This is a genomic window from Massilia soli (assembly GCF_016809835.1).
GTDB classification, from domain to species: domain Bacteria; phylum Pseudomonadota; class Gammaproteobacteria; order Burkholderiales; family Burkholderiaceae_D; genus Telluria_A; species Telluria_A soli.
Map to the genome: position 1 here is coordinate 1 of NZ_JAFBIL020000011.1, position 12,950 is coordinate 12,950.

Annotated in this window: 14 protein-coding genes and 1 tRNA gene; 11 read left to right on the forward strand and 4 right to left on the reverse strand. The window is 61.8% G+C overall.

Features of this window, described 5'->3' with window-relative positions:
- Window positions 1-211 precede the first annotated feature (211 nt).
- From I4X03_RS21940 to I4X03_RS21955, 4 genes are all read left to right on the forward strand, one after another.
- Window positions 212-664 (forward strand): hypothetical protein, encoded by a 453-nt coding sequence (locus I4X03_RS21940; RefSeq protein ID WP_223470911.1) that lies wholly within the window; start codon window positions 212-214, stop codon window positions 662-664.
- Between the two features lie 191 nt (window positions 665-855).
- The gene (locus I4X03_RS21945) at window positions 856-1,104 is read left to right on the forward strand and encodes an Imm74 family immunity protein (protein ID WP_223470913.1); all 249 of its coding nucleotides are present in this window, start codon (window positions 856-858) and stop codon (window positions 1,102-1,104) included.
- Window positions 1,105-1,376: 272 nt separating this feature from the next.
- Window positions 1,377-1,547 (forward strand): hypothetical protein, encoded by a 171-nt coding sequence (locus I4X03_RS21950; protein WP_223470915.1) that lies wholly within the window; start codon window positions 1,377-1,379, stop codon window positions 1,545-1,547.
- 158 nt (window positions 1,548-1,705) lie between these two features.
- Window positions 1,706-1,780: transfer RNA gene (locus tag I4X03_RS21955), tRNA-Val, on the forward strand.
- Between the two features lie 614 nt (window positions 1,781-2,394).
- On the opposite strand, the gene I4X03_RS23130 is transcribed toward I4X03_RS21955, so the two are convergent.
- Window positions 2,395-2,517, reverse strand: coding sequence for a hypothetical protein (locus tag I4X03_RS23130; protein ID WP_267874102.1), 123 nt, complete (start codon window positions 2,515-2,517; stop codon window positions 2,395-2,397).
- Window positions 2,518-2,714: 197 nt separating this feature from the next.
- Here I4X03_RS23130 and I4X03_RS21960 point away from each other — a divergent pair, with 197 nt between their 5' ends.
- From I4X03_RS21960 to I4X03_RS21990, 7 genes are all read left to right on the forward strand, one after another.
- Window positions 2,715-3,074: a tyrosine-type recombinase/integrase gene (locus tag I4X03_RS21960; protein ID WP_223470917.1), complete on the forward strand. Its 360-nt coding sequence runs from the start codon at window positions 2,715-2,717 to the stop codon at window positions 3,072-3,074.
- A gap of 86 nt (window positions 3,075-3,160) precedes the next feature.
- Window positions 3,161-3,412 (forward strand): AbrB/MazE/SpoVT family DNA-binding domain-containing protein, encoded by a 252-nt coding sequence (locus tag I4X03_RS21965; RefSeq protein WP_223470925.1) that lies wholly within the window; start codon window positions 3,161-3,163, stop codon window positions 3,410-3,412.
- On the forward strand, window positions 3,406-3,753 hold the full coding sequence (locus I4X03_RS21970) for a type II toxin-antitoxin system ChpB family toxin (RefSeq protein WP_223470927.1): 348 nt from the start codon (window positions 3,406-3,408) through the stop codon (window positions 3,751-3,753). The genes I4X03_RS21965 and I4X03_RS21970 overlap by 7 nt, the downstream gene beginning before the upstream one ends.
- A 399-nt stretch (window positions 3,754-4,152) precedes the next feature.
- Entirely contained in the window at window positions 4,153-5,553 is a 1,401-nt protein-coding gene (bcaP, locus tag I4X03_RS21975; protein ID WP_370660546.1) for a branched-chain amino acid transporter BcaP, read from the forward strand.
- A gap of 49 nt (window positions 5,554-5,602) precedes the next feature.
- Window positions 5,603-6,361: a type 1 glutamine amidotransferase domain-containing protein gene (locus tag I4X03_RS21980; protein WP_223470930.1), complete on the forward strand. Its 759-nt coding sequence runs from the start codon at window positions 5,603-5,605 to the stop codon at window positions 6,359-6,361.
- Between the two features lie 14 nt (window positions 6,362-6,375).
- The gene (locus I4X03_RS21985; RefSeq protein ID WP_223470932.1) at window positions 6,376-7,476 is read left to right on the forward strand and encodes a 6-phosphofructokinase; all 1,101 of its coding nucleotides are present in this window, start codon (window positions 6,376-6,378) and stop codon (window positions 7,474-7,476) included.
- Window positions 7,477-7,575: 99 nt separating this feature from the next.
- Window positions 7,576-9,108: a CYTH and CHAD domain-containing protein gene (locus I4X03_RS21990; protein WP_223470942.1), complete on the forward strand. Its 1,533-nt coding sequence runs from the start codon at window positions 7,576-7,578 to the stop codon at window positions 9,106-9,108.
- On the opposite strand, the gene I4X03_RS21995 is transcribed toward I4X03_RS21990, so the two are convergent.
- The 3 genes from I4X03_RS21995 to I4X03_RS22005 all read right to left on the reverse strand — a co-directional run bounded on the left by I4X03_RS21995 (window position 9,105) and on the right by I4X03_RS22005 (window position 12,793).
- Window positions 9,105-9,545, reverse strand: a complete 441-nt coding sequence (locus I4X03_RS21995) for a DUF2244 domain-containing protein (RefSeq protein WP_223470944.1) — start codon at window positions 9,543-9,545, stop codon at window positions 9,105-9,107. The two genes, I4X03_RS21990 and I4X03_RS21995, sit on opposite strands and share 4 nt — an antisense overlap.
- Before the next feature lie 115 nt (window positions 9,546-9,660).
- Window positions 9,661-10,731 (reverse strand): LacI family DNA-binding transcriptional regulator, encoded by a 1,071-nt coding sequence (locus tag I4X03_RS22000; protein WP_223470946.1) that lies wholly within the window; start codon window positions 10,729-10,731, stop codon window positions 9,661-9,663.
- Window positions 10,732-10,831: 100 nt separating this feature from the next.
- Entirely contained in the window at window positions 10,832-12,793 is a 1,962-nt protein-coding gene (locus tag I4X03_RS22005; protein WP_223470948.1) for an Ig-like domain-containing protein, read from the reverse strand.
- Window positions 12,794-12,950: the final 157 nt, after the last annotated feature.

Sequence of the window (12,950 nt, forward strand, 5' to 3'; positions counted from 1 at the left end):
AATTACGCCAAAACAGAAATTGGCCCTTGCCGCTTAACCTCTACTTTTAGCATGCTCTAAAAATGGGGGGATTACCACCCAGACACAAAGGGGCGAAGCCCTTGCCCAGCTCGATGCAAAAATCCTCGGCGAGCATATTAAATTAGGTAACATCACACCGGAAGCCGTTGCGCGGCGCGCGTGGGATGTTGGAAAAGCGATTGTCAGACCAGTGACCGCCCCCTGGGCAAAGGGGGACTACGTCGAATCGATCACCCGCGGTGCTACCGAGGTCGGCACCATTGGCTTAGGGTGGATAAATAGTAGCAACGCTGCGAAAGCAAAGAAGGCAGCTGAGGCGGCGAAAACAGGAAGAGCCAGTGCTGCAGCGGGGGCGAAAGCTGCAAGTGTTGCCGACGCCGCACGACCTGCCCAGACTCTGTCCAGCTACTTCGATGGCGTTCACATCGCACGCGCGAAGAGTCGTGTGTCTACGAAACCGAATACTGCTTTTTTTTGGTCTGGCAGAAGTGAAGATTTAGCAGGTAACAAGGTTGGCGGCGCCGAACGGGCTGCCGAGATTGCCCGCGACAACAAGGGGATTACACTCGAGACGTTGATTGAAGAACGAAAAATTGAAATGTCAAACTGGGACCCAAATAATCCGGTTGCTGTAAAGCAATGAGAGGATATATCAGCCGAGTACGCCACCGGAGTATCTGGCGAAGTGTCAGCTGTGATTGGAAATGACCTGCGTCCTGGCAATCGGATGAACAAGGAATTGCCGGCACTTATTAAAAATCCCAACGTGACAAAAATAACGACAATAGATCCAGTGACTGGCATTAAAACTGTAGTTTTCCCTTGATAAATTAAATGATATCAATCACTAAAGCAACGCCGAGTTCGATTACCGTGCTAGTTGACAACAAGACGGTCAAAGTATCCGGTGAATCGTTTCTGCGCGGTCACGGGTCACCTGACTTTATCATCGATATCGGTAGCATCAAAAAGTGGGATGCCCCGTTTGACATGGTTGCCATCACTGAGAGTGAACGCGCGGTCATTGTCGATTATTTGCTTAAGGAGTTGACAGCACGCCAGTGGTACGTAACTGCGGAATAGATCGGATGGTTGAACTCGCTAAGCGGCAAGAATCGCTCCAGAGGCAAAAATTTGATGATCAACCTTAGAGCATAAAGCAATCGAAACACCGCATTGCTCTGAAAGCCCAGATCATCGACAAGATAAATAGAGCGAATAATACGCATTCCTTTTACGCAAACACTACGCCTGTAGTTGATTCGCCGATTCGCGTTGAAATCAACGAATCCATGGACCTGGACGTGACGCCATTTACTATCACCATAAGCGTGAGGGATTGCTGGATACTGCCTATGATTCAGATTGCAAGAGCGGTTGCTGATATTTCAGCAACCCTTCAAAGGCTCTCGTTGGAACAGACGGAAATGATTATGAAAGACGGCATTGCGTATGTCCTGATTGACTTTGAAGAAGAAAGCGATTGGGCGCTAAGGTTACATACAAATGAGTTCTTTATAAATTGAATTTATAAGATTATTGCGATTTTCCAACGGGCTGAGACGTCATGTCCCAGCTACGTCAGATTTGCAAGTGGCGAAGTGACCTCTGATCGACGGTCATTAGGGCGGATCTGACGAAGAAGTGACGCTTCGTGAAGACTGTGCCATAATACGGGCCACCCGGGAGGTTAGCTCAGGGGTAGAGCACTGCATTCACACTGCAGGGGTCACAAGTTCGAAACTTGTACTTCCCACCAAAATTCGTTTGAGATCAAAGGCTTGCCACTCACGTCGCAGGCCTTTTTTACATTTTAGGACGAAGTACGGAAAAAGTACGGAAAACTTCGACGGACGTAAGCGGACAATCTGGGTGGTCGAGCGGCACCATCGACCGCGGCGCGAAGTTCATGATGGAACTAGAATGGCGTTAGGCGGCCGACGTTGTCCGGCGATCGATACCAGACCGGCGGACATTTTGCATGATCGTAGCGGGAAGATTGTTCGACATGCGAACAGCATGACTCAACTGCTCGGCTGTGCCCTGAGTAGTATCAAGTGGATAAGTACCAGACTGCGTTTTCGCAGCGTTACTCTGGTCTCGCCCAGCGCTGCGCGCAAGGCCGACCCAACGGCACTCCCAGCGCTGCGCGCAAGGCTGACCCCAACCGCACGCCCGGCGCTGCGCGGAAGGCTGCCCCAACGGCACGCCCTAAGCTACGCGCAAGGCTGCCCCCAACGGGACGCCGAGCGCTACTCGCTCGGCTACGACGGGCCAGCACTGGCTTTTCCGAGGACTTAAGGAAACATGCGGTGGTACTCTCGAAAAAGAGGCCGACCGCTTCTCACTCTGAATAGGACGGTTCAACTTAAGTCAGAGGTGTTCAATGGCGCAAGCCACCGTATTAAAGGCCAGTACCGGCATCTTATCCGTGTAACCAACGCCGTTAGTCGCGATCCCGAACGGGACGTTCTCGTCCTGCTGTTGGGTATCCATACGGGTCTCCGTGTGAGCGAGATCGCTCAGGTAGAGGTAGGCGATTTTTGTCTTTCCCTCTGGCCTGATCCGGCTCGAGGTTTCATTGAGGGCCGCGATTACGAAGGGCTGTCGCCAGCGGTGTGTACCCCATCAACCGCGATCTAGTGGCCGCCCCGGATGCATAACTATCCCTTCGCATAGAGCGACGATGGCGGATGAGCGATGACCCGAAGCGCTACCGTGGTCTGCGGCCAGATAGCAAGCTGATCCTCACGTTCAAGGGTTACAAGTTCTCGCTGAACTGCAAGCGTCGGATCAACCAGTCTGGCTCACAGGTTGATTACCTGGCCTGCGAGTCACTGCAAGCCCACATCTCGAAACTCTGCAAGGACGCGGGCATTCGTGGTGGCAGCAGTCACTCAGGCCGGCGCACAATGGCCTCAAGGCTGCTCGCGCAGGGACACGGATTGGGCACAGTGCAGCTGATGATCGGCCACGCTGAACTGGACCATGTTGACCCCTATCTTGAGGTAGACAAGAAAAGGCTACGCCAAGCATTCGCGGACGTATTGTGAGGGAATTTTGGTGATACATTGTATAAACAATGCGCTTGACATGGCACTTTGGATGAATCTACAATGTATCAACATTTGGAGGTTTTATGGAATTATCGGTTCAGAAATGGGGCAATAGCGCAGCGGTGCGTTTGCCCACTGAGTTGCTGGGCATGCTCAAGGTAACTTTGGGCGATAAGCTTAGCGTCAATGTGCAGCCTGATGGAGTGCTGCTGAAAGCCGCGCGCCCATCGTATTCGCTGGCTGATCTGGTGGCGCAATGTGATCTTTCCGCGCCGGAGCCAGCCGATTTGGCGGCGTGGTCCCGCGTCAAGCCTGTGGGACGTGAAGCGTGGTGAGCCGTAGTAAATTTGGGCGCGGCGACATTGTGATGGTCAAGCTCGATCCGACTGAAGGGCACGAGCAAAGGGGCATGCGGCCTGCGCTGGTGCTGTCTACAAGCGCGTTCAACGCGCTGGGCGTGGTACTGGTTGCACCGGTAACGCAAGGCGGCGACTTCGCCCGACATGCAGGCTTCGCAGCATCCTTGAGCGGTGCAGGCACAAAGACGCAAGGTGTAGCGTTGGTCAACCAGATTCGCATGTTGGACTTGGAAGCAAGGAAGGCAAAGCGAGTTGAGACTGTACCGGAGTATGTGGTTGAAGATGCGCTGGCTCGCTTGCGCGCAATTACCGACTAGAGGAAAAAGTATGTCACTCGTCGCCTTAGAATTGCCTTTGACCCCTTCAAACCCGGGGCGATTCACTTCCCACCAAAATTCGCGTTCCGTTCAATGGCTTGTCACATTCGTGGCAGGCCATTTCTGTTTCTGGATCATGTACGTGTTGTTCAAGCTGAGCCAGCACCGTGTCAGCCAGGAAATTGCAAGTGCTATACTAGACCGTCCCCGTTTCCGATATCGCTAGTGCAGGGGACGCGAGTTCGAAGCGTGTACTTCCCATCAGGTTTCGATTTAAGGCTTGCATCTTCGGACTGCAGGCCTTTTCATTTTTATAGCATGGCAGTAAGCCGGCGATGCCCAGTCCCCAGCAATAGGGGGCAGGCATCGACCCGCGATTCAGCTTTTGGAGGCAAGGTAGTGAGCATTTTCAGAACAAAGAACCTAGACAAAATGGTGGCGGCCAGCAAGGTCCCAGGCGGACTCAAGAAGGTCCTCGGGCCCATCGACCTGGTATTAATGGGCATCGGCGCGATCGTCGGCACCGGCATCTTCGTGCTCACCGGCACCGGCGCGGTCGCGGCCGGCCCAGCGCTCACCTTGTCATTCGTCATCGCGGCGCTGGCATGCGGCTTCGCCGCGCTCTGCTATGCAGAATTCGCCTCGACCGTCCCGGTAGCCGGCTCGATCTACACCTACACTTACGCCACCATGGGCGAGCTGGTCGCCTGGATGATCGGCTGGGACCTGCTGCTGGAATACGGCCTGGCCACTTCCGCGGTCTCGGTCGGCTGGTCCGGCTATTTCCAGTCGTTGCTGTCAGGCTTCGGGATTGCGCTGCCGACCGTGCTCACCGCCGCGCCAGGCGCTGTGCCCGGCGTGGAAACCTGGTTCAACTTGCCGGCACTGGTGATCATGCTGGTGCTGACGACCATGCTGTCGTGGGGCGTGCGCGAGTCGGCGCGGCTCAACAACGTCATGGTGCTGATCAAGGTTGGCGTGGTGCTGCTGTTCATCCTGGTCGGCGCGCGCCACGTCCAGCCTGCCAACTGGCAGCCATTCATGCCTTACGGGATGAACGGCGTGATGAGCGCCGCCGCACTGGTGTTCTTCGCGTTCATCGGCTTCGACGCGGTGACCTCCGCCGCCGAGGAAGTCAAACGCCCGGAGCGCGATCTGCCGATCGGCATCATCGGCTCGCTGGCGGCCTGCGCGATCCTGTACGTCGTGGTGTCCGCCATCATGACCGGTATCGTTCCGTTCAAGCAGTATCTTGGCATTGACCACCCGGTCTCGCTCGCGCTGCAATACGCCGGCGAAAACTGGGTGGCCGGCTTCGTCGACATGGGCGCCATCCTCGGCATGACCACCGTCATCCTGGTGATGGCCTATGGCCAGACTCGCGTGCTGTTTGCGATGTCGCGCGATGGATTGCTGCCGAAGAAACTGTCGAGCCTGCATCCGAAATACGGCACGCCATTCTTCGCAACCTGGGTCGTGGGGATTGTGTTCGGCCTGATCGCGGCCCTGGTCCCGCTCGGTGTGCTGGCCGAATTGATCAACATTGGCACGCTGGCCGCGTTCACCCTGGTATCGATTGCGGTGATGGTGCTGCGCGTCAAGCGTCCGGACTTGCCCCGGGCGTTCCGCTGCCCATGGGTGCCGGTGGTGCCGCTGCTGGCCATCGCGTTCTGCCTCGTCCTCATGGCGTTCCTGAGCGTGACCACCTGGATCGCGTTCGGCATCTGGCTGTTTATTGGCCTGGTCATCTATTTCGGCTATGCACGCCGCCGTTCGCTGCTGCACGAACTCGGGAACTAAAGCCAGGTTCGCCAACTCTGTCTAGGGTGGCGTACTTCCGGAGTGGATCATGAACGGCCCTCGCAAGCTCGATGGAAAGCGGATTGCCGTGATGGCAACCGACGGGTTCGAGAAGGTCGAACTCACTGCATCTGTCGACGCGTTGAAGCAGGCGGGCGCGCAGGTTGATATTGTTGCCTTGCATCCTGGCCGGATCCGCGGCATGAACGTGCACCAGCCCGCCGATCTGGTGCAAGTCGACAAGACCGTCAACGAGGTGAGCGCCACCGACTATGACGGCTTGCTGATCCCGGGCGGCTACATCAGTCCCGACCTGCTGAGGCAATCAGCGCTGGTGCGCGCATTCATGCGCGCGATGAGCGCGCTTGGCAAGCCGGTGGCGCTGCTGTCGCAAGCGCCGTCGGTACTCACGTCGTCCGGCCTGGCCCCGAGCCGCCGCTTGACCGCGTCGCCCGGCATGCGCGACGACCTCGTCAATGCAGGCGCGATCTGGCTTAATGAACCCGTCGTTCGCGACGGCGCCTGGCTCACGAGCCGCGGACCGCAGGATATCGACGCCTGCATCCGGGAGCTGATTCCCTTCTTCGAGGGTGCGCAGGCGCCCACCGTGGCGTCCGAAAAAGCCCTGTCCGATCCACCGCTGGAAGAGCCGTCCGGAACGCCGGGCCAAACACTGCACTGGTTGTCGACCCCGTCCGTTGGGGCTATGCTTGGCCTGGCATTGCTGGGTGTCGGCGTGGTGGCGGCCAATCGCGGCCGCCGCCGGAAGCTGGCCGAGGTTGCCGGGCCGGAACCGCCAGTGGCCTAGCTGGAGGAGACAACATGGAACGCAAGCGTATCGGATTGTTAACCGGCGGCGGCGACGCGCCCGGTTTAAACGCGGTCATCCGCGCCGTCGTGTTGTCGGCCGAACGGCGCGGGTGGGAGTGCTTCGGCATCCACGATGGTTTCAACGGGCTGCTTGCTCCCGAGCACTGCAGCGGCCAGCCAGTACGCCGGCTCACTGCCGGCGACGTCCATGGGATTGGCCACCTGGGCGGTACCATCCTCGGCAGCTCAAACCGCGGCAACCCCCTGCGCTTTCCGGTGCGTGGCGCCGATGGCAAGGTCAGCGAGCTTGACCGCTCCGATGACGTGCTCGCGCTGTGCAAACAGCTTGGCTTCGACGCCCTGGTGATCGTCGGCGGCGATGGGTCGATGGGCATCGCCAACCAGCTGCACCAGAAGGGCTTGCGGGTGATCGGCGTGCCTAAAACCATCGACAACGACCTGGACCGTACATTTTCGACCTTCGGCTTCGACACCGCCGTTGGTTTCGCCACCGAGTGCATCGACCGCCTGCACAGCACCGCGCAGAGCCATCATCGCGTGATGGTGGTCGAAGTCATGGGCCGCTACGCCGGGTGGATCGCCCTGCATGCCGGCATGGCGGCGGGCGCGCACGCCATCCTGATCCCGGAAATTCCCTTCGACATCGATAAGGTGGCCGATGCGATCCTCGAGCGCGAGGGCGGCGGCAAGCATCATTCGATCGTCGTCGTGGCCGAAGGCGCCCAGCCGATCGGCGGCGAAAGGGCCTTGCTCGCGCCGGCTACCGACGGACATTCGGAGCGCCTCGGCGGCATCGGCGCGCAGGTCGCGGCGCTGCTGGAACGGCGCACCGGCAAGGAATGCCGCTCGCTGGTGCTCGGGCACCTGTTGCGCGGCGGCAGCCCATCGGCATTCGACCGCGTCTGCGCGTCGCGCTTCGGCGCGGCCGCGGTGCGCGCCATCGTCGATGGCCACGGCGGCGTGATGGTCTCGCTCGACTACAGCTCGATCAAGCTGGTCGCACTGGCAGATGTGGCCGGCCATACCAAGTGCGTGCCGGTCGAGGGCGACACCGTGTCGACCGCGCGCGAACTCGGCATTGCTTTCGGTTAGACTTTTACCAACCACGGCATCCGTCACGCGCTGAGAGCAAGCATGCCTGCTTGAGCGAGCGCGCCGTAGAATGGCTGGGCATATTTATCAGGTCCCTCAATGGAAATCGAACTGAAACTGCTGGTCAGGCCGCAGGACGTGGCCCTCTTGCGCGAACTGCCCTTGCTGCAGCAGTACGCTGCGGGGCCGGTGCGCGAATTGCAGATGTTCGATACCTATTTCGACACGGCGGGCCACCAGTTGAAGGCGGCGGGCGCGGGCCTGCGCGTGCGCCGGGTCGACGGCAACCATGTCCAGACGCTGAAGGCCGGCGGCGATGCCAGTGCGGGCCTGCACCGGCGCTATGAATGGGAATCCAGCGTTCCCGGCGAACAACCGGACCTGGCGGCGCTGCGCGCTCTGGTCGACCGCAAGGCGCCGTGGAGCAAGTTGCTGCGCACATCGTCGATCGCCAGCAGCCTCGCGCCCATCTTTCAGAGCAAGGTCACCCGCACCCTGTGGGACTTGCGCCTGCCCGGCGGCGACCGCATCGAGTTTGCCCTCGATGTTGGCAAGCTGGAATGCGGCGACGAGGCAGTGCCGGTCAGCGAGCTCGAACTCGAACTGGTCTCGGGCAACGCCATCCACCTGTTCGACCTGGCACTCGCCATTCACGAGACCACGCCGATGCAGATCGGCACCTTGAGCAAGGCGGAGCGCGGTTATGCGCTGTGCCACCCGCACCCGGCAATGGCCACCGGCGCGCTGCCGGTGCAAATGGCAAAGCGCAGCAATGTCGAGCAGGCCTTCAAAGCGATTGCGTTCGGCTGCCTCACCCAGGTCCAGGCCAACGCCGAGGGGGTCGTGCGCGGCTACAATGCCGAAAGCCTGCACCAGTTGCGGGTCGGGCTGCGGCGCCTGCGCGCGGCGCTGGATGTGTTCAAGGACATCGTGCAGTTGCCTGCCGACCTGCAGCTGGATCTTGACTGGCTGGCAAACGAGCTTGGCAATGCGCGCGACTGGGATGTGCTGGCCGGATCAACCTTGCCGCTGTTGTCGAACGATGTGCAGGCGGCCGGGCCATTGCTGGACGTGACCCACGCGGCGCTCGACATCGCGCGCGACGCCCACCTTGGCGCCGCGGCCGCGGTCAATTCGCCGCGCTACACACGGATGATGCTTTCGCTCGGGCGCTGGATGTTCGGCAACGGATGGCGCGACCCCGGCAAGGGCAAAGGCAAAGGCCGGCTCGACGCGCCGGTGCCTGCATTTGCCAGCAAGGTCTTGCGCCGCGCACACAAGCGCCTGAAGCGGCGCGGCCGCGCGCTGGCGCAAGGCGATCCGGAAACCCGCCACCGGGCCCGCATCGCGGCCAAGAAAGCGCGATACGCAACGGAATTGTTTGCCTCGCTGTACCGCGGCAAACAGCTGCGGCCATTTCTTAAGGCGCTCACCGCCTTGCAGGATGAACTCGGCAAGGCCAACGATGCGGCGGTGGCCGAGCGCCTGCTTGGCCACATGGAAAACCAGCGGCAAGACCTTGCGGGAGCAATCGCCCGGGTACGCGGCGCGCTGGCGGAACGGGCAGTGGGCGGTGACAGACGGCTGCGCGCATTATGGAAGCGCTACGCCGCGGTCAAGCCGCCGCGCTAACGCCACTGGCTGCCGTACGACGATGCGCGCAGCTGCGCGCGCAGTTCGCCGGCCACCTTTCTGCGCATGTCATCGGAGACGTAACAGCCCACCTCCAGGCTGACCCCGCGCGACTCGATCCGGATCAGGCGCTGTTGCCGGCTCGGCAGGCTGATGCGGGTGAAGTAGGGGTCGAGCCGCACCTGTTCGCAGGCGCCTGCCTGCACCCGCTCGACCAGCAGGCAGCCATCGCTGAGTGCGATATGTTCGTGATCGAGCGCGTGGCGCGCGTAGTACAGCAGGGCGACGGCCAGGCCGCCGGATTCAAGGACCGCGTAAGCGAGCACCATCCACATGCCGCGCGCGGCGAACGCGCTGGCGATGGTGAAGGTAAACAGGCATAGCGTACCGTAGGCGATGGCGACCTGGCGCGGCGACATCGAACAGTTGCGCTTCAAAAACCATTCGTGCTGTAAGCGAGCCATGGGAGAGGATGGAGCAACAAGATGACCTGAGGCCAGTATAATCGCGCGCCCGGGAACCCGGCGCGCACACCGCCGCCCTCCGAATCCCTCAGGCCGGACCGAGCCGGGCGGTGGCGCCGTCGACGAAGGTGGCCGAATAGCTGCGCTGCTGGCGCGCGCCGCCGGTACCTGCGACCAGCCCGAACAGCATCTCCGCCGCCGTCTGCGCCATGCTCAGCAGCGGCTGGCTCATCGTGGTCAGGTTATAGCTGATCCAGCCGGAGGCGGCGATACCGTCGAAGCCGGTGACCGACATGTGCCCAGGCACATCGATGCGGAAGTCATGCCGCGCCGTGTCGAGGCAGCCGATGGCGGTCAGGTCGTTGCCGCACACGACGACATCGGGTATGCCGCCGAAGCGGTCGAGGATCTCGCGCAGGCCGCGTGCGCCGCCGTTGTAGTCGAGGCCGCCAGCGACGGCCATCGGCGCGGCCAGGCCCAGTTCGGCCAGCCGTCCGGCCATGCCGCGCTTGCGTTGCTGGGCGATGGGCGACTGCGCCGGGCCGTCGATCATGGCAAAGCGCTTGTGTCCGGCGGCAGCCAGACGGGTAACCATTGCGCGCGCCGCTTCTTCCTGGTCGCAGACCACGCTGTTGACGTCGCACCCGGCCACGCTGCGGTTGAACAGCACGATGGGTACGCGGCGCCGTTCGAATTCGGCCACCTGCTCAGCCGTCAGCCGCGCCGCGACCACCGCGCCGTCGACCTGGTGTAGCCAGACTTCGGCCAGGGTGAGGTCGATCTCGCTTTCGGATTGCAGGTTGAACAGGATGATATGCATGCCGCGCAGGCTGAATTGGCGGCTCAGTTCGGCAAGGACATCCGAATAATGCTGGGAAATGGCGCTCGGGACGATCACCGCCACCAGGTTGCTGCGCCGGGTGATCAGGCTGCGGGCGGCGGCGTTCGGCGTGTAGTCGAGGTCTTGGGCTGCCTGCATGACGCGCGCGTAGGTCGCTTTGGACACGCTGGCGCCGGGTTTGAAGCAGCGCGATACCGCCGACTGCGACACCCCTGCCAGGCTTGCCACGTCGTAGGACGTCACCCGGCGCGCTTCGCGCAGGATGATGGCCTTGATGTCGGCGATGGTATGGCTGGGCGTTGCTGTCAAAGTCGTCATCAGGGGCTGGCTGCTGGGTCAACCCGGGGCTCCGGGTGACCCAGTGTAGCGCAAGAACTTGCCGTAGCGCAATAAATTACCGTTCCGTCTTGGTGCGTTCTTACAAGCTGATGTTGCAAGATGGATACGTACCGTAAGGACTCTCCGCTCCCGGCGGCGACACCCCATACTTGTCCAGGTCCTTGGCCAGTGCCGGCAGCCAGAAGGCGTTTCGTGCGCGCGACTCGGTCCCGGCCACGGTGCCGGAAACCGTCAGCTCGACCCGGACCCAGTTGGCGCGGTCGCGCGGGTAGCGCAGCGACACCGTGGTCATGCCGAACGCATCGGTCTTGCCGTTGCTAACCACCGACAAGGGAATGCCGGGTTCCAGCACGCCATTGCCGTTGCTGTCGAAGGCCCCGTCGTACAGCCCGCGGCGCGCCACGTCTTCATTCGCGCAATCGGTGATCGGATTGTTGAGCACCCACATTCCCGGTTCCTGCAGCGGCGGGTTGTACTGCTGCCAGGCATAATTACCCTTGCGGTACATGGTCGGCCAGGCCGCCACCGAGATGACCACATCCTTGACCGGGCTACCGGCGCTGTCGGACACGAACACCGAGAAATCCTTCTGCAGCACCGCGGGCGAGTACTCGACCAAGGTGTTGCCGGTGCCAAACTGGATCGACAGCGCCTTCTTGTTGACGGTCACGGCGGTCGTCGCGGTCGCCGCTGGCAAGGCTGCCAGGCGGGCCTGGATCAGCGTGCCGTCCTTGCCGCCGTCAGCGGGGCCGGCCACGAAGGTCGCGCGGGCGATGCCGTCGCTGCCGGTGATGGCGGTGAAAGGCGACAACAGGTTGCCGCCGCTCGGATCGGCCACGATCGAGAATTGCACCAGCGCGCCCTTGACCAGGTTATTTGCCGGCGTGCCGTCGCGCACCACCGCAATCAAGCTGCTGCGCTCGCCGCTGCCGATGACGGCGACATCGGTTTGCAGGTTGACCTTCGACGAGGCGGCCAGCGGCGCGACGAATTCCAGCCGGGTCGATGCTGCCGCGCCGCCCGACACCACGGCATCGACCGTGCTGATGCCGGCGTTGTCGGAGCGGATGTAGGTGCGCGTCATGCTGCCGCCGTTGATGGCCAGCATGCCGGTCAATGCCTGGGTACAGCCAGGGTCGCTGAACAGCGCGCCGCGCGAGGCGGTCAAGGTCACGCTGCCGGCCTGCGACGTCATGTAGCGGCCGTCCAGCGGCGAGCAGATGCCGACCTGGATTTCCTTGAGCGTTTCGACGCCGCTGTCGCCAACGCTCACCGATGGCAAGAGCACCAGTTCGCTGCCCGACACGCGCACCGGCTTGGCCATGCTGGCGCCGAGCGCCGATACCGTCACTTGCTCGTCGCCGCGTTGCGATGCCTGCAGTTTCATCCGCACCTGGCCGCGGCTGTCGCTGACGGCGCTGGTATTGGCCAGCAGGTTGCCGTTCTTGACGCTGGCGGTGACGGTCTCGCCGCCGATCGGGCGGCTGGCCGAATCGACCAGGGTGGCGACCAGCTCGGCCGATTCGCCGAGGTTCAGGTGGCTCGGCCCGGCCATCGACAGGCGGGTGCCAACCACGGTCACCAGCGCTGTGGTGCTCTGGGCGCCGACTTTCGCCGTCACCTTGATCGCCCGGTTCAGGCGCGAGCCGCCGGTGCCGAGCACCGCGCTGGCCTTGCCGCTGCTGTCGGTCTTGACGGCGCCGACGGCCAGGAAGCCGGAATCGGCGGCGAAAGTGATTGGCGCATCGGCAACCGCGGTATTGTCCGCGGTCTTGACCAGCGCCGTCACCTTGACCTCGTCCTCAGGCAAGCCGGCCGAACCGAGTTCGCTGTTACTGAACACCAGGCTGATCGAGGCGGCCTTGCTGGCCGGGTCGGGCGGCGGCGGCGGGGTTGGCGCCGGTTCCGGCTGGGCAGTGCCGCCGCAGCCAGCGGGATTGGAAAGGGAGCAAGTATTCGGGCCGGCGGTGCCGCCGCCGCCGCAGCCAGCGAGCATAAGTCCGGCCAGCAAGATGCAGGCGCTATAGTGGTGTGTCCTCACAATGTTCCCCTGTTCAATGGTGGCTACCAGTCTGGAAGCGTAGCTTTTTAACCGTGGAAACTTTTTGATCCGAAGCAATCTTCTCGCGCGGCAGTAAAATGGCTGGCTCGCCGCGCAACAAATCTGGTAACATACCGCCCCTCTTGAACAGGAAGGG

Excerpts from the sequence above, each read along its gene's own strand:
- I4X03_RS21980 (WP_223470930.1), top strand. The coding sequence starts at position 5,603 with ATGAACGGCCCTCGCAAGCTCGATGGAAAGCGGATTGCCGTGATGGCA.
- I4X03_RS21990 (WP_223470942.1), top strand. The coding sequence starts at position 7,576 with ATGGAAATCGAACTGAAACTGCTGGTCAGGCCGCAGGACGTGGCCCTC.
- I4X03_RS21960 (WP_223470917.1), top strand. The coding sequence starts at position 2,715 with ATGAGCGATGACCCGAAGCGCTACCGTGGTCTGCGGCCAGATAGCAAG.
- I4X03_RS23130 (WP_267874102.1), bottom strand. The coding sequence starts at position 2,517 with ATGGATACCCAACAGCAGGACGAGAACGTCCCGTTCGGGATCGCGACT.
- I4X03_RS21950 (WP_223470915.1), top strand. The coding sequence starts at position 1,377 with ATGATTCAGATTGCAAGAGCGGTTGCTGATATTTCAGCAACCCTTCAA.
- I4X03_RS21965 (WP_223470925.1), top strand. The coding sequence starts at position 3,161 with ATGGAATTATCGGTTCAGAAATGGGGCAATAGCGCAGCGGTGCGTTTG.
- I4X03_RS22000 (WP_223470946.1), bottom strand. The coding sequence starts at position 10,731 with ATGACGACTTTGACAGCAACGCCCAGCCATACCATCGCCGACATCAAG.
- I4X03_RS21985 (WP_223470932.1), top strand. The coding sequence starts at position 6,376 with ATGGAACGCAAGCGTATCGGATTGTTAACCGGCGGCGGCGACGCGCCC.
- I4X03_RS21945 (WP_223470913.1), top strand. The coding sequence starts at position 856 with ATGATATCAATCACTAAAGCAACGCCGAGTTCGATTACCGTGCTAGTT.